We start from the raw sequence: 22,474 nt of genomic DNA on the forward strand, positions 1-22,474 counted from the left end.
TCTACCGACCGATAGTGAACCAGTACCGTGAGGGAAAGGCGAAAAGAACCCCTGTGAGGGGAGTGAAATAGAACCTGAAACTGTATGCATACAAGCAGTGGGAGCATGATTTAGTCATGTGACTGCGTACCTTTTGTATAATGGGTCAGCGACTTACTTGTCTGTGGCAAGGCTAACCGTTTAGGGGAGCCGTAGCGAAAGCGAGTCTTAATAGGGCGTTCAGTCTCAGGCAGTAGACCCGAAACCGGGCGATCTAGCCATGGCCAGGTTGAAGGTTGGGTAACACCAACTGGAGGACCGAACCCACGTATGTTGAAAAATGCGGGGATGAGCTGTGGCTCGGAGTGAAAGGCTAATCAAGCCCGGAGATAGCTGGTTCTCCTCGAAAACTATTTAGGTAGTGCCTCATGTATCACCACTGGGGGTAGAGCACTGTTTCGGCTAGGGGGTCATCCCGACTTACCAACCCGATGCAAACTCCGAATACCAGTGAGTGCAATCATGGGAGACACACGGCGGGTGCTAACGTCCGTCGTGGAAAGGGAAACAACCCAGACCGCCAGCTAAGGTCCCAAAGTTATGGTTAAGTGGGAAACGATGTGGGAAGGCCCAGACAGCTAGGAGGTTGGCTTAGAAGCAGCCACCCTTTAAAGAAAGCGTAATAGCTCACTAGTCGAGTCGGCCTGCGCGGAAGATGTACCGGGGCTAAAACCATACACCGAAGCTGCGGATGCGTGTTTACACGCATGGTAGAGGAGCGTTCTGTAAGCCGTCGAAGGTAAACCGGGAGGTTTGCTGGAGGTATCAGAAGTGCGAATGCTGACATGAGTAACGATAAGGGGAGTGAAAAACTTCCCCGCCGGAAACCCAAGGTTTCCTGTTCTATGCTAATCAGAGCAGGGTGAGTCGGCCCCTAAGGCGAGGCAGAAATGCGTAGTCGATGGGAAACAGGTTAATATTCCTGTACCTGACATTGTTGCGATGGAGTGACGGAGAAGGCTAAACTAGCATGGCGATGGTTGTCCATGTTTAAGGTGGTAGGCTGAGGACTTAGGCAAATCCGGGTCCTTAAGGCTGAGAGCTGATGACGACGAACTACGGTTCGGAAGTAGTTGATGCCCGGCTTCCAGGAAAAACTTCTAAGCTTCAGACAATGTGAGACCGTACCCCAAACCGACACAGGTGGGTAGGTAGAGAATACCAAGGCGCTTGAGAGAACTCAGCTGAAGGAACTAGGCAAAATGGTACCGTAACTTCGGGAGAAGGTACACCGCTGGTGGTGATAGTCCTCGCGACTTAAGCTGCTGGTGGTCTAAGAAACCAGATGGCTGCGACTGTTTATTAAAAACATAGCACTCTGCAAACACGAAAGTGGACGTATAGGGTGTGACGCCTGCCCGGTGCCGGAAGGTTAATTGATGGGGTTATCTTCGGAGAAGCTCTTGATCGAAGCCCCGGTAAACGGCGGCCGTAACTATAACGGTCCTAAGGTAGCGAAATTCCTTGTCGGGTAAGTTCCGACCTGCACGAATGGCGTAACGATGGCCATACTGTCTCCAGCTGAGACTCAGTGAAATTGAAATTGCGGTGAAGATGCCGTATACCCGCGGCTAGACGGAAAGACCCCGTGAACCTTTACTATAGCTTCACACTGGACTTAGAACCTGCTTGTGTAGGATAGCTGGGAGGCTTTGAAGCGGTGACGCCAGTCATCGTGGAGCCAACCTTGAAATACCAGCCTGGTATGTTTTGAGTTCTAACTCAGTCCCATTATCTGGGACGAGGACAGTGTGTGGTGGGTAGTTTGACTGGGGCGGTCTCCTCCCAAAGAGTAACGGAGGAGCACGAAGGTACCCTAATCCCGGTCGGAAATCGGGAGTTTAGTGCAATGGTATAAGGGTGCTTAACTGCGAGACAGACACGTCGAGCAGGTGCGAAAGCAGGTCATAGTGATCCGGTGGTTCTGTATGGAAGGGCCATCGCTCAACGGATAAAAGGTACTCCGGGGATAACAGGCTGATACCGCCCAAGAGTTCATATCGACGGCGGTGTTTGGCACCTCGATGTCGGCTCATCACATCCTGGGGCTGTAGCCGGTCCCAAGGGTATGGCTGTTCGCCATTTAAAGTGGTACGCGAGCTGGGTTTAGAACGTCGTGAGACAGTTCGGTCCCTATCTGCCGTGGGCGTTGGAAATTTGAGGAGAGCTGCTTCTAGTACGAGAGGACCGAAGTGGACGAACCTCTGGTGTTCGGGTTGTCACGCCAGTGGCATTGCCCGGTAGCTATGTTCGGACAGGATAACCGCTGAAAGCATCTAAGCGGGAAGCCCCCTCCAAGATAAGATTTCCCTAGAGCTTTAAGCTCTCATAAGGAACGTTGAAGACTACGACGTTGATAGGCTAGGTGTGTAAGTGCAGTGATGTATTGAGCTAACTAGTACTAATGATCCGAGAGGCTTGACCATATAACACCCAAGCGGTTTGCTAAGGCAAATTGAGGTGTGTTGATACACGAATTGAAGAATTGATAGTGACTAAAGAAACCTTTATTGCTTGACTCGTTTTATTTTAAATTGCAAAGCATTTGGTTTATCGCGTAGCGATAACCACAACAGTTTTGCCTGGTGACATTAGCGAACGGGAACCACCTGATCCCATCTCGAACTCAGAAGTGAAAACGTTCAGCGCCGATGATAGTGTGGGGTTTCCCCATGTGAAAGTAGGTCAACGCCAGGCATTTATTTAAGAAAAAGCCCAGCCGAAAGGTTGGGCTTTTTTGTTTGGGAAACCCCTGATTGTTTATTTTGTGTGGGTTTTGCGAGTCGTCGCACCGCCCATGTGAAAGTAGGTCAACGCCAGGCATTTATTTAAGAAAAAGCCCAGCCGAAAGGTTGGGCTTTTTTGTTTGGGAAACCCCTGATTGTTTATTTTGTGTGGGTTTTGCGAGTCGTCGCACCGCCCATGTGAAAGTAGGTCAACGCCAGGCACTTATTTAAGAAAAAGCCCAGCCGAAAGGTAGGGCTTTTTTTGTCTTAAAAAATTTTTAGTATCTCTGTGCATTTAAGCTAGTACTTAGCTTGGCTTGTGGGAATTTCTATTTTTAACCTATCTAGTTGATATTTAAACAAGATTTACGTATTTAATGGCAAATTAGACTATAGTTAAGCAAGCTGGTTAAAAATTTAAAAGAGATTGGAAATGCTGTTTGAGTGGATTAATAAAAAGAACACAGCAAAAAGCTTAGCATTACTATGTTTATTGCCTCTAATACTTATCTGGGTTGGCGTTGATCTTTCGCTGGAAAGTAGCCACAACAAGGATATACTGCAGCATAATAAAGGTGCTTTAGTTCATGCTCTGATTGAATGGAGTGCGGTAAGCTTTGCGTTTTTAATTTGTGTTATCGGATGCCTGTATTACGTTGCATTTAAACGCATTACCATCGTGATTATATCAATTGCGATCTTCTTTTCAGGCATTGTAGATTTCTTTCATATAGCCGCATCAACTAATTTAATTATTAGTAGTTCAAATGATAGTAACTTCATTCCTTTCACCTGGGCCATTTCCCGACTAGTGAGTGCAAGCACACTAACTGTTGGTCTACTGCTCATTATGTTTATGCGCAGTAATATTAACCTATCGCAAAATCTTACAAGAAAAAGGCTGATTTCAATTGTTTTACTTCTTATTTCATTACTAGTAGCAGCTACAATTAGTTTAATTTATTACGCAATTTCAGCTGAGCGGTTACCTGAAACACAATTTGAAGGTGCTTTAATTAGTCGGCCTTATGATATTTTACCTTTGGCATTATTTATACTTGAGTTTTCTTTGGCTTGGTATTGGGCTAAATGGTCTAAATCAATTGTCGCTATCGGCTTAGTTGGCTATTCGGTGTTACAAACTGCAGCCCAATGTTATATGGCATTTGGATCTGAGCACCTTTATGACGCAGCATTCAATATTTCTCACTTTTTAAAACTTTCAGCTTACCTAGTGATATTTTTAAGTCTAATTTTATCGCTAACAGCTCGCTCGAACTACACGACTATCTATAAGAATAAACGAACCAATAAATCGGTTCTAACTAACAGTAACAAGCGTCAAGTTGTTGGCTATCCTAAGTATCCGCAGTCCTTTAGTTTGCCACTAATTATATTTGTCGTTTGTAGCTTAATTACATTTACTGTGGGAACTTCTTATTTTTTAGATAGTAAAACTTTAATAGAAAAAGAGGAAAAAAATCGCTTATTAGAGCAATTGTTTAGCACTCAACAGCAGTTTAAATATGAAATTAACAATGCTCAAAAGAATCTGGCACTGTTAACACCTTTCGCTCGTGAGTATATGAACATTTTTGAGCAACCTAGAGACAACTTAAGTACTCAGGCTGTGTCATTTGAAAAACTTGTTTACCGCATTTTAGCCACTAATGATGAATTATTGGAAGTCAAATTGTTATTAGATAAAAGCGGTTCTAACGTATCGGCTCATTTTTATAAAATAGATGGAAACGTTTATACGAATATACAAACAAGCGAAGGCGAATCAAGCGCATCTGCTTTGGAAATTAGAGCTAAAAGTAGCCCTAATGGTGCCTATTTGGTATCACCAATCATAGCTAACTATCGCATTAATGGTGGCAATGATTTCTTTAATGTAATGAATATTACCGCGCCTATTTATGGTTCTTCTAATGAGCAAGAGGCGGAAGCGGTTATAAGTTTAACTTTAAGTATTGATAATATATTCACCAAATTAAGCACTATTATTAGTGACGATAATTTTGCCTTTGTAGTCGACAATTTAGGTAATGTAATTACATCGACCTATACGAACAAACAAGCAGAGTTTGCTAATATAGTAGATATTTTCCCCTCCATTAACTTAGATGATTTTATTAAAAATAGCCAAGGTGCCTTTCAAGAGAGTGATTTTTATAGTGGCATGAGTAAACAATCGATTGAAGCGGTTTACGCCAGTTATAGGCAGTTAATGTTGCCACAGAATCTATCCGGTATTACATACCAGCTTATTTTAGCCAAGCCGTATGATAAATTAAATAATACATTGCGTGACTTTAAAAACAAAAGCATGTTGCTTGGCTTTTCTTTTGCCTTTATTGCACTAGCCATTGCCATTTACTTATCTCGTCGCTTAGTAGGCTCGCTTCGAAAAATGACACTCGCAGTTCAAAGTGATCATGGAGATCAAATATTAAAGCGCCTTCCTATCAATGCTAAAGATGAGTCAGGAGTGCTAGCTCGAAGTTTTTATAATATGGTGCTCACTAATTTAGAGAAAGACAAGGAATTACTGCAACAAAAATATGCATTAGATCAGCACTCTATTGTCGTTATCACCAATGTTCAAGGGAATATCGAATATGTAAATAATAAGTTTACTCAAGTCAGTGGGTATACTGCAAATGAGCTTTTAGGCGCCGACTTAAGAGTGCTTAACTCGGGAATTCACCTACGTGAATTTTTCCAAGCCATGTATCAGCAAATCCATCGAGGTGAAGTATGGCACTCTATCATATGTAATAAAGCTAAGACTGGCGATAATTACTGGGTAGACACAACCATTGTTCCCATTAAAAACTTGCAAGGCGAAATTGAAAGATTTGTCTCTATCAGCACAGAAATTACCGATAAATTAGAGTCGAAGGCGCATTTATCCGAAACAAATACTATTCTTAACTCTATTTTAGACGCCGCTAATTTATGCATTATTTCTACGGATACTAATGGTTTAATTCAAACCTTTAATAAGCGAGCAGAACAATTACTTGGTTACCAGGCAGCAGAAATTGTTGGTAAGAAAACGCCTGCAATTTTTCACGAGCAACAAGAAGTTTTGGATTACACCAAAGAATTAAGTGATAAATATGATATTAAAGTTGAGCCCGGGTTTGAAACATTTGTTGCTAGAGCGCGGAAAGAGTCAATAGACGAGCGAACATGGACTTATTTAAATAAAAGCGGTGCACGCGTACCGGTCATTTTAACTATTACTGCTTTAGTTGATTCAAATGGCAAAATAATTGGCTATTTAGGCATTGCGAAAGATTTAACCGAGCGCCAGCAAACTCAACGTGCCCTAGCTGAGAAAAGCAGTCAGTTAGAGTTAGTGATAAACGCTACTTCAGTGGGAGTTTGGGATTGGAATATTCTTACTGGTGAGGTTGTATATAATGAACGTTGGGCAGAAATTATTGGCTATAAACTTCACGAGTTGATTCCACTGGACATTACAACCTGGGAAAGGTACACGCACCCTGAAGACGTAGCAAAAGCAAAGCTTGAACTAGAAAAACATTGGCAAGGAAAAACTGAATATTATTCTTGCGAGATTAGAATGAAGCATCGCAGTGACCGTTGGGTTTGGGTGCTAGCTAATGGGAAGGTGATTGAGTGGAATAGAGATGAAACGCCTAAAAGGATGGCTGGTACTCATTTAGATATTACCCAAAGAAAATTAATTGAGCAAGAGGTAGAGCATAGTCGAGATCGTTTTGCCTCTTTAGTTGCCAATATCCCGGGAATAACTTATCGCTGTTTGCATAATGAAATGCATCAAATGCAATTTATTAGTGAGCAAGTTGAAGAAATAACCCAGTATAGTCAAGCTGAATTTATGGGGAGCGATGCTATAAGTTATATGGATCTTGTACATCGTTTTGATATTGATGATTTAAAACAAGCGATTAGAACTGCAGTAAAAGAAAATTCTGGATGGGAAATTGAATATCGCGTAGTCAAAAAAGATGGCTCTATTTCTTGGGTGAATGAAAGAGGTAAGGCCGTATTTGGAGATGATGGTCAGGTGGAGTACTTAGATGGTTTTGTTACCGATATTAACTTGCGTAAAAATGCCGAATTAGAAAAAAATGAATCTTCCGCTATTCAGCAAGCAATTTTAGAGTCTTCTGATAACGGTATTATGGTAACTAAAGAGCTAAGCGTTGTTGTGCAAACCAATGAAAAATTTAGAGAGCTATGGAACTTAGAAGCAAAAGACTTTGTAAACCTTAGCAGTAAAGAATTATTGCAAAGAGCGCTTGAGCAATTAAAAGATCCTAAAAAGTTTATTGCAACAGCCGATCGCATTGCTAAAGATAGTCGACTTGAGTGGAATGAATCTATTGATTTTGTTGACGGCCGAGTTTTAGAAGTGTTTAGTAAAGCATTTAGAATAAAAGGCAAAGGCAGCTATCGAGTATGGGCGTTTCGTGATATTTCTAACTTGGTACTTGCATCGCGTATTCAGCAAAAACAACTTGAAGCAACCCAAGTTAAATTAGCCATTAGTCATATAATGAACCGTACCGACGATTTAGAGGTGCGCTTTAGAGAGTCTTTAAAAGAGTTATTTGAGTTAGAAGGCATTGGGGAGCGCAGAATGGCATCTATCTATCGAGTAAATGAAGACAAAACTCACTTAGATTTAATGCTTTGCCAAGGCGATTTTAGTGATGAATTCTATAAGACACATAGCCAAATTAGAATCGAAACCAGTTTAAGTGGTCAGGTCGTAAAAAGTAAAACGCCTATTGTAATTAACGATACAGATAGCGACCCGCGTTTTACTTCTAAGTTGCCAGAGTTCTCTCAGTCTAGCGCCTATTTAATCCCAATGATATGTCAGGTAGCCAATCAACGAGAAGTACTAGGCGTAATGATATTGCTAAGTGACCTCTACCCAGATACTAGCAGTGAGCGATTAAATTTACTTGCAGATGTCGCGGACAATATGGCGCTAAAAATACTTAACGACCAGATTAATCGGCAGCTTGAATTGGCGCGAGTAAAAGCAGAAGAATCTAATCAATTAAAAAGTGAATTTTTAGCGAGCATGAGCCATGAAATAAGAACGCCAATGAATGGCGTGATTGGTATGTTAAGCTTATTAATGAACACTTCGCTAAATAAAGAGCAGCTGCATAAAGCCAAATTAGCACAGTCGAGTGCTAAGTCACTTCTAAGTATTATTAATGATATTTTAGACTTTTCTAAAGTTGATGCAGGCAAAATGGAGCTTGAAATTATCGACTTTGATTTAGGCCGAATGCTAAACGAGTTTACTGAAGCAATGTCCTTTAGAGCGAGCGAAAAAAGTCTAGAACTTATCCTAGATATTAGTGAAATGGATATTAGTATGGTCAGAGGTGACCCGGGCCGTATTCGACAAATTCTAAATAATTTAGTTTCTAATGCAATTAAGTTTACCGAGCAAGGAGAGATACTTATAGATGCTAGCTTGCGCAGTGAAGCTGGTGGAAAAGTGCGTTTTGATTGCTCAATAATCGATAGCGGCATTGGTATTCCTGAAGAAGCGTTAAGTAAACTATTTGATCCATTTATTCAAGCTGACGCATCCACCACAAGAAAGTTTGGTGGTACGGGGTTAGGTTTGTCTATTGTTAAAAAACTTTGCGAAATTATGGGGGGAGAAATATCGGTTACTTCGCAAGCCGGCTTTGGTAGTACCTTTAGCTTTTATATTTATTTAGAGCAAGGTCATGATGAGCAAAATGTTATTCCGCGAGTCGACTTAGAAGGATGTGAAATATTAGTTGTTGATGATAGTCAATCTAACCGAGAAATTGTACAGGATTACTTAGAACGATGGGGAGCTATTGTGACCTTAGCAACTAGCGCCAATGAAGCAATTGAAATTTGCGAAAAGCGAGCCCAAGACGATACTAAAGCATTTTTTAAAGTTGGAATTCTTGACATGCAAATGCCGGATATTGATGGGGCAGAGTTAGGCAAAATTTTATTAAATGATGCGCGTTTCAAATCAATTCAGCTAATCATGATGAGCTCAATTAGCTCACGAGGAGATGCGGCTTATTTTGCTCAGCAAGGTTTTAAAGGGTATTTCCCTAAGCCAACTTCTGCCTCTGATTTATTTGACGCTTTAGCGGTAGTTCTTGATAGTGGTAAAGCTTTGAATCAAGCCCAGCCTCTAGTCACTCGGCATTACTTAAATTCCTTACGTGGTGATGCAAATGAGCTAGAAGTGAATTTTTCTGAGCTTACAAAAGACTCTAAAATTAAATGGCCAGATGGGTTAAATATATTATTGGTAGAAGACAATCTGGTTAACCAAGAAGTAGCTCTCGGCATTTTAGAAGAGTTTAATCTTACCGCGAGAATTGCCAATAATGGAGTTGAAGCACTAGAGCGCTTACAACAAAGTGAGTTTTCCGTAATATTAATGGATTGCCAAATGCCCAAAATGGATGGCTTTGAAGCGACTAAGCAAATTAGACTAGGGACGGCGGGAGAAAATAATACCGATAAAATTATTATCGCCATGACCGCCAACGCAATGAAAGGCGACCGTGAGGCTTGTATAGCTGCGGGAATGAACGAATATATTGCTAAACCCGTAGATGCGAGTTTGTTGTTTGAGCAATTGGCGCGATATTTCCCACCCACTATTTCTCATGGTAAGCCAGAAGCGCCTGAGCAAAGTGAAACTGAAACAAACGCTGCCTATACAAGCGATGCGCCGGTAGCTGACGCTATACAAAGTGAAACCTCGACCAACTTGCCTGTGTGGGATAAAGAGGCAATGTTACGTCGAGTAATGGGCAAAGAGTCGCTGGTTAAAAAACTGGTTAAAATTTATATTGAAGATATGCCAACTCAGCTGGAGCAGCTAAAGACTGTTATTGACGAAAATAATGCGGCGGAAATAGCCAAAACTTGCCATGCAATAAAAGGGGTTTCATTAAATATTAGCGCGGCAGAATTATCGCAAACCACGGTTGAAATGGAAAAGCTAGCCAAAGCAGACAAGCTGACGAACTTAAAGTCTCTTTATTCTCGGCTAATTAAAGAATTTGAGCAGCTCAAAAAACTTCTACTTGAAGATATTTCGGAGGGCACTGTTAATGCAGCCGAGCAGTTAAATGCTAACCAGCTTAAAAGTCATTTAGATAAACTTAAGGTAAAGCTTCAAGCTGGTGATTTTATTGACGAACAAGAGTTAGATTTTTTAAAGCAGAAAACAAGTATTAACGAGCTAAATGAATGCTTTACAGCAGTTTCTGGAAAAGTAGCTATACTTGAGTTTGAGCAAGCGATAGAAGCGTTAGAGCAAGCATTAGGCTTGGTAGAGCAGTTAGGGGATAAGTAAATTTTAATGGTCGTTAAAGTGATACAGCCTAAAACGGTAAGTGAGAGTCGTTATGTCTAGCGAGCTGAAGCCTCTTATTCTTATTGTTGATGATATGCCTGCGAATGTACAAATGCTAGCTTATTGCATAAAAGATCAGTATCGCATTAAAGTCGCTAATAGTGGTGCTAAGTGCCTTGAAATGGTTAAGTCTACCCCACTGCCAGACCTAATCTTACTTGACGTGGACATGCCTGATTTAGACGGTTATGAAGTTTGTCGACAATTAAAAACGAATGCCAAAACTAACGATATTCCAGTGGTGTTTGTGACGGCAAAAGATACTGAGCAGGAAGAAGAGTTTGGATTAGAAGTAGGTGCTGTCGATTATATTACCAAGCCAATTAGCCCCGCGATTGTTAGAGCGCGAGTTAGCACTCATGTAGCACTAAAACAACAAAGAGATCAGTTGCAAAAAATGGCATTATTTGATCAGTTAACGGATTTGTACAACCGTTGGTATTTGTTTGAGATAGCGGCACATAAAGTATCAAGAGCCAAACGACATGGTCATAAGCTCAGTGTTTTAATGATTGATATTGATCACTTTAAAAAGATAAATGATATTCATGGGCATCCAATAGGTGATCAAGTACTCCAAGAAGTTGCGGCTGCACTCAAGTTAATTAGTCGAGAAGAAGATATCGTTGCGCGTTTTGGCGGTGAAGAGTTTGTTGTATTATTAGAATACTGTGATACAGACAATGCAATTGTTAAAGCCGAAGAAATTCGTCAAAAGTTAGCAAGTTTAAAACCTGCAGATATTGATCTAACGATAAGTTGTGGGTTAGCCACATTAAGTGACTTTGAGTCTGACTTTGAACAACTACTTAAAAACGCCGATGATGCACTCTATCTTGCCAAAGAAAAAGGTCGTAACCGGATTGAAGTCCATTCTCTCCAAAACGAGAAACCTGCCGGCTAAATCATAGCAATATTTCTGAGCTAGTCATTTTAAGCAAGTATTAGCAAACCTAAATCAATTCATACTAGCTAGCGTGTCTGGGCTAACCCTAATCTACTGCCGTTGATGAGATGCAGCTAAGTCGCTCGGATAACACTAACTTTTAGACCGAATAAAAAAGTTATTTTTAATCAGTAACTCACTAGTAACCATCACTGCTTAAATGAGCCGTAATTTTAAAATCATAATTTTTACTTGCTAAAATCCACCACTATTCTATAATTTCAGAAATTTCTGAAACTACAGGTGTTGTATGGAGTTGCCAGCAGAGCTAGAGTCATTTGTCGTTCATTTTGGCGAAATGGGCAGCCGGTGGGGGTTTAATCGCACCGTAGGTCAAATGTTAGCAGTTATCGTATTTACCGAAGAGCCGCTGAATGCCGAGCAAATAGCAGCCATGCTGAGTATTTCTAGAGGAAACGTAAGCATGGGCATTAAAGAGTTGCAGTCTTGGCAGTTAATTCGAGTTCACCATAAACCTGGAGATCGAAAAGACTACTTTAAGCCAGCGGGAAGTATTTGGGATTTAGCCTTACAAGTGATGGCAGAAAGGCGTAAACGAGAAGTGGAACCTACCCTTTCTCTTCTGCGTGGGCAGTTAATGCAAGAAAGCGCTGCAAGTAATCCGTTTGCTACTGAAAAAGTGAAAGAAATACACGACTTGCTTGAGCTTTTTAATTGTTGGTTTGATGATATCCAACGCATGAGCCCTGAAAACTTAGTGACATTGTTAAAGCTAGGTTCAGGGGTTGGTAAAGTGCTAGATTTTAAAGATAAGTTTAACTTTAAATAGTCTCCGAACTGGCAGTTTTCGGTATTTAAAAATTCAAGCCAACCACTGCAACAGCTAAAGTTTTTGCCGTGGTGGTAATTTAATGATTCCAATAATCAGTTCACTGCAAGGAGTGAGTCGATGTTAGAAACTTTAATGCTGTCTAGAATACAGTTTGCGTTAAATATTAGTTTTCACTACCTTTTTCCTAGCATCACAATTGCGCTCGCTTGGTTCCTCTTTTATTTTAAGCTAAGACACGATTTATCAGGCCACCCCGTATGGATGAGAATTTATCGGTTTTGGGTAAAAATATTTGCTTTGTCGTTTGCTTTAGGGGTTGTGAGTGGCATTACCATGTCATTTCAGTTTGGCACTAACTGGCCTGGCTTTATGGAAAAAGCGGGCAATGTTGCAGGTCCTTTACTGGGTTATGAAGTGCTGACCGCATTTTTTATGGAAGCTACTTTTCTTGGTGCCATGTTGTTTGGAATGAAAAAGTTGCCCAACTGGATGCATACAACCTCAACCTTGCTGGTTGCTATTGGCACATCGATGTCTGCATTTTGGATTATCGCATTAAACTCCTGGATGCATACACCGCAAGGCTATGAAGTCATCAATGGAGTGGTAGAGCCAGTAGACTGGTTAGCGATTATTTTTAACCCTTCTTTCCCCTATCGATTAGCGCATACGCTATTAGCGTCTGGATTAACTGCTGCCTTTTTAATCGCGGGTATTTCTGCCTACCGAATGTTAAAAGGTGATGAGAAATTAGCACCTAAAATCGCATTGCGTACTGCTATTTATAGTGCAGCGATTTTAATGCCTTTACAAATTCTGGTTGGAGACTTACATGGGCTCAACACGCTGAAGCATCAACCACAAAAAATTGCTGCAATGGAAGGTGTTTGGGAAACTCAAAAGTCGGTTCCCTTTTTGTTATTTGCAATACCTGATGAAAATAAGCGAGAAAATTATTGGGAAGTCAAAGTGCCCAAACTAGCCAGTCTAATTTTAACTCACGACTTAGATGGCGAAATAAAAGGATTAAATGAATATAAAGGCGAGCACCCACCGGTAAAGCCGGTATTTTACGGCTTTAGAATTATGCTGGGGGTTGGAATGTTAATGCTTGTGGTGAGCTGGTTTGTTGGCTTTAAGTTATTAAGGCGTAAAGCACTTTCAAATAACCTTTTAAAGTTACTGTATTTTATGAGCTTCTCTGGGTGGGTTGCGAATCTAGCAGGCTGGTATGTCACTGAAATTGGTCGCCAACCCTACTTAGTTAGTGGTGTGTTAACGGTTGCTGAAGCCGCAACTACGATTGCCGCAGAAAATGTTGTTTTCTCGCTAAGTGTCTACGCCATTGTGTATGGGCTGTTACTTGTGGCTTATTTACACACTATATTTTATATGGCCAAAAAATCTTCTCAAGTTGAAGAGTTTGAAACCAAAGATGTTTCTATGTCTAAGCCGTATCATCATCAAGAGAGAGTGAAGCGGTTGCGTCAGTCGGCCAGTAATCCATAACAGCGGGGAATTTATTATGACTTTTGAAGAATCATTGCCCTATATTTTTTTATTGCTAATGGGAGTAGCTGTATTAGTTTACGCCATGCTAGACGGGTTCGATTTAGGGGTTGGAATACTGCTACCGAATGACAAAGTTGAGCATCGTAATCAAATGATTGCGTCCATAGGGCCGTTTTGGGACGCCAATGAAACTTGGTTAGTTTTAGCTGTGGGTATTTTGTTAATCGCGTTTCCACAAGCCCATAGTTTAATTTTAAGGGAACTATACATCCCGGCACTATTTCTTTTAATTGGGCTAGTTTTGCGCGGTGTAGCTTTTGATTTTAGAGCTAAAGCGGTGACTGGATTGCAACATTTATGGGACAAAGTGTTTAAGTTTGGTTCTATTTTAGCGTCGGCATCGCAAGGGTTTATGTTGGGCATGTACGTTATGGGATTTGAATATCATAGCGTTTCAGTTAGCTTTGCAATCTTAAGTAGCGTTTGTGTTACTAGCGCTTACGCTTATATTGGCGGTGCGTGGCTAGTCATGAAAACGGAACACGAATTGCAAAAAATAGCGGCGCGAAAAACTCGAATTGCTGGCTGGATTACGGGGGTTGGAATTATCAGTATTTGTATTGCTAATCCGTTAATTAACCCAGAGGTAGCGGCACGATGGTTTAGTTTACCAGAGGCTTTTTTATTAATGCTAATTCCTTTAGTGAGTGGCGCGCTAATGATAGCGACCGATATCTACTTAAAGCATGCACCGCTTAAAAATGATTTTGCTTGTTGGGTTCCCTTTAGCTGTGTGGCAACGCTGTTTTTTCTTTGTATTGTTGGTTTGGCGTTTAGTTTTTATCCCTATATTGTACCTAATAAAATACTCGCAGTTGATGCCGCTAGCTCTCCTAAATCATTAGCATTTATTTTTTACGGTGTAGCGATAGTTTTGCCGGTGATTTTTGCGTATACCTTGTTCTCGTATCGCGTTTTTAAAGGTAAAACCACTGAACTAGAATACTATTAGTGGTAGGCTTAAAAATTAACATGAATGGAGCAAATGAGCCTTGAGTAAAGTAATTGATTTTCGAAGTGACACAGTCACTCAACCAAGTGATGCGATGCGCCAAGCAATGGCGAGCGCAGAAGTTGGCGATGATGTTTATGGTGACGATCCTAGCGTTAACCGGCTGCAAAATAAAGTAGCCGAGCTCACAGGACATGAGGCTGCATTATTGGTACCAAGTGGTACTCAAAGTAATTTAATTGCGCTGTTAACGCACTGTGGGCGTGGTGATGAATATATCGTGGGGCAAGACTATCATACTTACCTTTATGAGGCCGGCGGTGCAGCCTGCCTTGGTGGAATTCAGCCTCAGCCAATTGAAGTAAGCGATGATGGAACACTAAATCTCAACAAGGTGGCGCAAAGAATAAAGCCAGATGACGTACATTTCGCCAAAACTAAGCTGCTTGCATTAGAAAACACTCATTCAGGCCAAGTGATTGAGCAGCATTACTTAAAACAAGCGATAGAGCTAGCTCACCAAAACCGCATGTTGGCGCATTTAGATGGTGCTAGGGTCTTTAATGCTGCCGTTGCGCAAGCCGTTGACGTAGCGACAATAACCGCGAGCTTCGACTCTGTGTCGGTTTGTTGTTCTAAAGGCTTAGGTGCGCCAATAGGCAGTTTGTTGTGCGGTAGTAAAGCCTTTATTGAACAAGCCAAACGGTGGCGGAAAATGCTTGGCGGTGGCATGCGTCAAGCAGGTGTAATCGCGGCTGCAATAGACTATGCGATAGAACATAATTTTGAGCGTTTAAGCCAAGATCATAACCATGCTCAATTATTAGGCTCCTTGTTAGCACCCATTGAAGAACTTGCCGTTGAGGCGGTTCATACTAATATGCTGTACATCAATTTTGCGAGTGAGCAAGTTGCTAAAGATGTTGAGTCGCAATTAAAAGCTCAGGGAATTATTTTTTCTGGCGCGAAAAGAACGCGCTTAGTCACGCATTTGGGTATTGACGAAAAAGCGGTTTATCGATTTGTAGCAAGCTTGAAGCAGGCGTTAGTTAAGTCTTAACTTGTTTTGATTTCGACATAATTTTGACATGATTAAGCCGCTTATTGTCAGACTTAGAACATGCGTTGAGCAGGAGTCAGTGATTAAATTAATACACTTAAAATTTAATTTCTGGCACCTGCAATGCAATTTAAAATATCACTATTTATCGCTGTATTCCTAACCGTTAGTTACGCTCAAACTAATCAAGCGAATGAGTTAACGGAACCTCCTTTAGGTTTAGCTTTATTCAATACAAACCAACAAGCAAGCCAAGCCATTCAAGTTGCAACTCATGCAAACATTAAAATCTCGGGCCTTACTGCGCGAGTAAAGCTTTCGCAAGAGTTCAAAAATGATTCTAATGAGTGGGTGAATGGAACCTACTTTTTTCCTTTGCCTGAAAAGTCTGCAGTCGATGGGCTTAAAATTCGCATTGGAGAAAGAGTCATTGAGGGGGTGATTAAAGAAAAGCAAGAAGCAAAACGTATTTTTAACCGAGCATTAAAAGCCGGTAAAAAAGCTTCACTTGTTGAACAGCATCGTCCTAATGTATTTTCTAACCAGATCGCAAACATTCCACCGCTTGCTACTATCAAAGTAGAAATTAGTTATCAGCAAGATATTCATTACCAGCATGATAGTGGGATGAAAATCGTATTACCGATGACAATGACGCCAAGATATACACCACAGTCGAAAATTATCGAAAACTATCAATCTAATGAATTTTCAAGTCAGCAGCAGTTTAGTTTTCCTGTTAGTGTCAATTCAGTTGATCTAGATCCTGAATTAAATCAACGTAACTCTATGACACTGGATATCAACTTAGACGCAGGCTTTGAAATGGCAGAGGTGTCTAGTCCATCACATCAAATCACTAAACAGCAATTAACCCAAACTACGTACCTTATTAGATTAAACGGCGACTACCAAGCCGACCGTGATTTTATATTAAACTGGAAGCCTCAATCGCAGAACTATCCTAAAGCTGCTGTATTTCAAGAGCAGCTAGATCAAAGTGATTATTTAAGCATTATGCTATTGCCGCCTAGTCAGTCGGAAGCATCTCAATCATTACCGCGAGAAGTCAGCTTTGTTATAGATACTTCTGGTTCAATGGGGGGAGAGTCGATTCGTCAAGCTAAGCAGGCGTTACTTTATGCACTATCAACATTATCGCGCAATGACTATTTTAATATTATTGAGTTTAATTCTGACTTTAGTGAGCTATTTAATGGCTCAAAGCAAGCCACACCTTCTAACATAGCATTAGCGCAGCGCTTTGTAATTAATTTGAGTGCTGGTGGCGGTACTAATATGTTCAAGCCTGTGGCTAGCGCCTTGCAAAGTTCGGTATCGGAAAAGCTAGTAAAGCAAGTGGTTTTTTTAACCGACGGCGCGATATCAAATGAGGCAGAGTTGTTTTCAATGATAAAAGCTCACATTGGTCACGCTCGGCTTTTTCCTGTTGGAATAGGTTCTGCACCCAATGAATTTTTTATGCGCAGAGCGGCCCAGTTTGGTCGAGGTAAAGCGACATTTATTGCTTCGATAGCAGAATCGAAGGAAAAGCTTGAAAATCTTTTTAAACACATCAGTAGGCCATTGTTAACTAACTTGCAGGTTCATTGGCCCGACAATTTAACTGTTGAAATGTGGCCACACAAAATACCTGATTTACACAGTGGCGACCCACTATGGATTAAGGCTAAGGTCGTTCGAAGTGAAGCGAATGGCTTATCTGAACAAGCAAATTATACCGTTAGAGTCAGCGGGGATTTACCGACCCAACAATGGGAGGCGAATTTAGCGATAACTCCTACCTTGAGTGGCAATACTGCCACGCGTCTAGCTAACAATTCAGGACTAGCTAGCAAATCTGGAATAGCTAAGTTATGGGCTCGAGAGAAAATTGCGGCCTTAATGAATGCTGCATCTCATGGGAAAGTGTCAGCAAAAACAAGACAGCTAATCACTGAGTTAGGAATTGATTATCAATTAGTTACTCGATTTACCAGCTTGGTGGCGGTTGAGAAGCAGCCGAGTAGAGCAGCTGGGGAGGGCGTGTCACCTGCTGCAATTCCGTCTTTAGCGCCAAAGGGCAGTTTACGCTATCCGCGCACCGGAATAAGTCTGTGGGCTTCACCACGAGTAATGCTCTTTGGACTGATTGGATTAATCATCATTGGATTAGCACACAAGTTGCTTTTATCTGTCAGTGGCGCTTACCGCAAGTTTAACCGGCACTAATCTGGTGAATACAAAATTAATGGAATTTAAACATTATATAGGTTTGTCGCTGTTTAAGCAGCGCGGGTTACTTCACTTAGCTAAAATAGCCTGGGTAAGCAGTTTAGCTTTAATTTTAGGCATAGGAGCGCAGTGGGTTTACTATCAGGGAAAAGCACAGCTAGCGCAGATCTTATTAAATGAGGCCTGGCAAAAAACGATACAAAGCAGCAAGCAACAAAGCCACGCTGATAAAGTTTTATTTCGACCTTGGCCTTGGGCTGATACCTGGCCAACGTTAAAAGTTAGTTTGCACTACTCTCAAGAACCGATTGAAAAGCCTGAAAGCTATATTGTTTTGGCTAATACTAGTGGTGAAAGTCTCGCTTTTGCTCCCGGCTTGCTCACACAGAATATTTTACCAGGCGATCGAGGTAACAGTATTATAGCGGCTCACAAAAACACTCACTTTAGTTCGATCAATCAACTAAAGTTAGGTGATCTAATTAGTGTGGTACGTGCCGACCAACGCGAATATTTTTTTAGAATAAATGAAATAAGAATCGTGGATAGCGAAGAGTCTTTCCCGGTGATACAGCACTGGGAATCTCGATTAACGTTAGTTACTTGCTATCCATTTTCTGAAAACGCCGAATATACGAGTTTACGTTATTTAGTTCATGCTAGCTTGGTATTATAAATAAACTTTAGCGAGTGTTTAGGTGCGCTACCGCTTTTACATCAAAATCTTTGCGTTTAAAGTCATTGTCTTGGTTGTCTTGAAGTGCATCAATAAAAAAATTAATATTCGACTTATCTCGCTTGCCAATTTTTAGACGGTTGCCAGTATTTCCTTCGCAAGTATACAGAGACTGACCATCATTAGATAAACTCACAACAAACCCCGTGTGTCCTTTTCCACGCCCCAAATCGAGTATAAAAATATCGGCTGGCTTAGGGGATTTAGTTTGCAGGTTTAGTTGTCTAGCTGCTCGCCACATTGAAATTACGCCTACATGGTGACGCCCATTAATAGGAAGTGAGCCTAGGCACTCCTGCAAAGACCATGAAACAAAAGCGCAGCACCAGGGGAGCGACTTGAGTCCTGTTGTTCCCCAATATTGGTCAATGTCGACACTTGAGTTAGAACCGTCTGGTACTTCATGGACATTTTTGGCATGCTCTTGAAAAATAATTTCAAGTAGCCGTTCCCGAGATTGAGTTAAGCCTTGTGGTATTTGGCTAAGCAGATGATTTTTTTGAGCTTCGCCAGAAGGATTTTGTAGCGCCCACCATGTTTGCTCTCCAACAACGCCGTCAATGCTTAAGGGGGTTTTATCTTGGCTAAAGTGTTGGCTTTGAAAAAGCTTTACTTCTATGTCGGTAATATCACAAAAAATGCCTTCAGAGGGGCGGCTATCTTGAAAGTATCCATGTGCTGAAAGTAAGTTTTGTAGAGTTGAAACTTCAGGGTTGATTTCTGCTTTACGTAACGTATTAAGCGCTTTTTTCATGACAGTCTCCTTGTCTGGCTTTCCTTGTTAAATGGATAACTTAAACAGAATTTAACACGGCAAACACTAAACTAAAGAAAAAGCTGACAACAAAGCTAACTTAGTATTAAAAATAAGACTGTTATTATTGTGAGTTCTCAAATATTCGATAGTTGATATAATTTTTACTGGGGTAAGCCGCAATTTAATCCTAATTATTGGCTAATCACAACTTCATTCAATGAGTTTGTGCTATTCGTTTGCTGTTAACCATCGTTTGTTTATTTGGCGAGTGCTAATTAATCTAGCGATTTATTAAAGGCCTGAATTGGTAACCCTGTTAGCGTATTTTTTAAGATATATTGATGTCCTAGGAGCTTACGTATAGAGCGAGAAACTATCTTTTTTCTAAACATCCACTCGGAATAATTTAACCTAAAAGTGCCCTGGGTTTTAATTAGACTCAGTTTAGGTTATAATGCCGCGTTCATCACGTAAATCAATTTATATTTTTTACGTAAGCAACATAAATAAGTTACTCGCAACTTAAAAATGCGATTTACACCTCAATTTGCATTCAACAATTTTAATGCAAGTTTTTTTACTCGATATTAAAATATTATTTAATAAAAATTTTAATCTATATATGAATTTTATATTCAACTACAAATTGTCTAAGTTAAATTTTTAGGTTTTTTTGTCACTCGTCAACTTGTTATTTTGCAATTCATGCAGAATGAGTAAGTGCGTTTGGCTATTGAGATATTATTTAACTCGTTGTAGCTTAAAAAGGGTCATTAAAGTAAAAATGAATTACCAAAACTGTAATAGAATTGTTATTAAAGTCGGTTCGGCACTCATTGCGCCAGATGGCGAAAACTCTAGTTCAAAATATTTATTAGCAATAGCACGCTTTATTCATCAATGCCACGAAGATGGAAAGCTAGTCGTTTTGGTTTCATCTGGCAGTGTAGCTGCCGGTAGAGCTCACATTGAGCATCAAGATAAAATTCCTTCAACCGCAAAAAAACAAGCCATGGCCGCGGTAGGTCAAACCGATATGATGGCCAATTGGGGGCGTTTATTTGATTTTCCCTGTGCACAAATTCTAGTTACCCATGACGACTTACGCGATCGTAATCGCTATCAGAATATTCAAAATACTATTTCGGAGCTGCTCGCAAATCAAATTCTTCCCGTGGTTAACGAAAATGATTCGGTAGCGACTGAAGAGCTAAAGGTTGGTAACAATGATAGCCTAGCAGCCATGGTGGCGGTGGTATGTGAAGCTGATTTATTAATGATTTGTTCTGATATTGACGGCTTATTTACTGCCGATCCTAATTCTAATCCTGATGCTACTTTAATCAATCATGTTGAAAAAATCACGCCCGAAATTTACGCAATGGCCGGCGGTACCGCGAATAGTATTGGCACTGGCGGCATGCAAACAAAACTTGAAGCTGCTGAAATTGCCACGTCGAATGGCATAGAAACACTTATCATTAATGGTTTTAAAGGCGAAGAGTTTGAAAAGCTTATTGTAGCTAAACCAACCGGAACTTGGTTTCAAGCACATAAAGAAACACTACCTGCACGCAAACATTGGTTGAACGAGTCACATACACCAAAAGGCCGTTTAGAGTTAGAATTGAGTGCGATTAACAACTTACTTCAAAGTCAGGCATCGTTAATGAGTGCGGGAATAAAATCAATTAATGGAGAGTTTGAAAAAGGCGAAGCGGTTGATGTTTATTGTCAGCATACGCAAAGCCCAATCGCTCGGGGGATTGTTGAATTTAGTCATTTAGATTTAAAGAAAATGAGTAAAAAAGCCCAGTTGCAAACCGATGCAAATCAGCATGTGATAATTCACCGCGATAATTTTGTTTTACTTTAACTTTTATTTTTATTTTTATTTTAACTAACAAGAGGGTACCACAGACTTTATGTTTTCTATGCTTGAATGCGCACAACAAGCCAAAAATGCTTCACTACAAACCGCCATGCTTACCGAGCAACAAAAAAAGCAAGCGCTGCTCGACATGGCTTTATCAATAAGAGAAAACCAAGCACAAATAATTGAGGAAAATCAAAAGGACATTGAGGCTGCTAAGAATAATCAACTGGACGCGGCTATGCTTGATCGACTGATGTTAAATGCGCAGCGAGTTGAGTCTATCGCTAAAGCCATTGAGCAAATTGCAGCCTTCGCCGATCCGGTAGGCCAGCTCAGCAAACAACGTAAATTGGAAAACGGCCTCGAAGTGGCAAAAATGTCAATTCCATTAGGGGTTATTGCGATGGTGTATGAGGCAAGACCCAATGTTACCGCCGATGCCGCAGCACTTTGTTTGAAAGCCGGTAATGCAGTCATATTAAGAGGCGGCAAGGAAGCAATTAATTCTAACCTTGCAATTGCCAGAGCGCTACATATCGCGCTTGATAAAAACAAAATTGACCGTGGTGCGATAAGTGTTGTGTCTGATCCAGATAGAAAGCACATGAATGAAATGCTCACTTTGACCCAACAAATAGACTTAGTTATTCCTAGAGGGGGAGAAGGGCTGATTCATTTTGTAACCAAGCATAGCCAAATTCCTGTGATTCAACATTATAAAGGCGTTTGCCACCTTTATGTTGACGACTCTGCAGATTTAGAAAAAGCACTTAGCTTGTTACTTAATGGTAAGGTTCAACGACCAGGCGTGTGCAATGCTTTAGAGACTTTAGTCGTACATAAAAATATTGCCGATGCATTTTTACCGTTAGTTGCGCGAGCATTTGATGAGAGCCAAGTAAAAGTTCATGCTTGTAAGCGGTCTATTCAGTACTTTGAGTCTGCCGAAGCAGCAACCGCAGAAGATTTTGATAAAGAGTACCTAGCTTTAGAAATTGCTATTAAAGTTGTTGATGATTTTGAAGCTGGCGTTTCACATATTCAACAATATAGCTCAGGTCATACTGAGGTTATCGTGAGTGATAACAAAAAGCATTGTGAAGACTTTGTTAAAATGATTAATTCAGCGGTTGTTATGGTCAATGCATCAAGTCGCTTTTCAGACGGCGGAGAGCTAGGTCTTGGCGCCGAAATTGGCATTTCAACGAGTAAGTTGCATGCATATGGGCCAATGGGCGTTGAGTCACTTACCACAGAAAAATTTGTAGTTATTGGCCAAGGACAGATTCGTAGCTAGCCTCACTCAATTGTTAGACTATTCTCGATTAGCCC

The 22,474-nt window shown here is 40.7% G+C and carries 11 protein-coding genes and 2 rRNA genes (1 of these 13 running past the window's edge); 12 read left to right on the forward strand and 1 reads right to left on the reverse strand.

Going from position 1 to position 22,474, the window contains the following annotated elements; all coding sequences use genetic code 11:
* From ACUR5C_RS03005 to ACUR5C_RS03050, 10 genes are all read left to right on the forward strand, one after another.
* Nucleotides 1–2,465: ribosomal RNA gene (locus ACUR5C_RS03005) — 23S ribosomal RNA — on the forward strand; it begins 427 nt to the left of the window's first position.
* A gap of 155 nt (nt 2,466–2,620) precedes the next feature.
* A 5S ribosomal RNA gene (gene rrf, locus ACUR5C_RS03010) occupies nt 2,621–2,736 on the forward strand.
* Nucleotides 2,737–3,198: 462 nt separating this feature from the next.
* Nucleotides 3,199–10,155, forward strand: coding sequence for a PAS domain S-box protein (locus ACUR5C_RS03015; RefSeq protein WP_454466869.1), 6,957 nt, complete (start codon nt 3,199–3,201; stop codon nt 10,153–10,155).
* Between the two features lie 52 nt (nt 10,156–10,207).
* Entirely contained in the window at nt 10,208–11,119 is a 912-nt protein-coding gene (locus ACUR5C_RS03020; RefSeq protein WP_454466870.1) for a GGDEF domain-containing response regulator, read from the forward strand.
* A 292-nt stretch (nt 11,120–11,411) separates the two neighbouring features.
* On the forward strand, nt 11,412–11,951 hold the full coding sequence (locus ACUR5C_RS03025) for a GbsR/MarR family transcriptional regulator (protein ID WP_454466871.1): 540 nt from the start codon (nt 11,412–11,414) through the stop codon (nt 11,949–11,951).
* 120 nt (nt 11,952–12,071) lie between these two features.
* Nucleotides 12,072–13,463 (forward strand): cytochrome ubiquinol oxidase subunit I, encoded by a 1,392-nt coding sequence (locus ACUR5C_RS03030; RefSeq protein ID WP_454466872.1) that lies wholly within the window; start codon nt 12,072–12,074, stop codon nt 13,461–13,463.
* A gap of 16 nt (nt 13,464–13,479) precedes the next feature.
* A complete protein-coding gene (locus ACUR5C_RS03035) occupies nt 13,480–14,478 on the forward strand; it encodes a cytochrome d ubiquinol oxidase subunit II (protein WP_454466873.1) in 999 nt (332 codons plus the stop codon).
* 40 nt (nt 14,479–14,518) lie between these two features.
* Nucleotides 14,519–15,538 (forward strand): low-specificity L-threonine aldolase, encoded by a 1,020-nt coding sequence (ltaE, locus tag ACUR5C_RS03040; protein ID WP_454466874.1) that lies wholly within the window; start codon nt 14,519–14,521, stop codon nt 15,536–15,538.
* Between the two features lie 123 nt (nt 15,539–15,661).
* Nucleotides 15,662–17,770, forward strand: coding sequence for a marine proteobacterial sortase target protein (locus tag ACUR5C_RS03045; protein ID WP_454466875.1), 2,109 nt, complete (start codon nt 15,662–15,664; stop codon nt 17,768–17,770).
* A 19-nt stretch (nt 17,771–17,789) separates the two neighbouring features.
* The gene (locus tag ACUR5C_RS03050; protein ID WP_454466876.1) at nt 17,790–18,449 is read left to right on the forward strand and encodes a sortase; all 660 of its coding nucleotides are present in this window, start codon (nt 17,790–17,792) and stop codon (nt 18,447–18,449) included.
* A gap of 7 nt (nt 18,450–18,456) precedes the next feature.
* Here ACUR5C_RS03050 and ACUR5C_RS03055 read toward each other — a convergent pair whose 3' ends face one another.
* On the reverse strand, nt 18,457–19,263 hold the full coding sequence (locus ACUR5C_RS03055) for an NlpC/P60 family protein (RefSeq protein WP_454466877.1): 807 nt from the start codon (nt 19,261–19,263) through the stop codon (nt 18,457–18,459).
* 787 nt (nt 19,264–20,050) lie between these two features.
* Here ACUR5C_RS03055 and proB point away from each other — a divergent pair.
* Nucleotides 20,051–21,142: a glutamate 5-kinase gene (gene proB / locus ACUR5C_RS03060; RefSeq protein ID WP_454466878.1), complete on the forward strand. Its 1,092-nt coding sequence runs from the start codon at nt 20,051–20,053 to the stop codon at nt 21,140–21,142.
* A gap of 49 nt (nt 21,143–21,191) precedes the next feature.
* Entirely contained in the window at nt 21,192–22,439 is a 1,248-nt protein-coding gene (locus ACUR5C_RS03065) for a glutamate-5-semialdehyde dehydrogenase (protein WP_454466879.1), read from the forward strand.
* Nucleotides 22,440–22,474: the final 35 nt, after the last annotated feature.

The sequence above is a fragment of the Aliikangiella aequoris genome (assembly GCF_053709105.1).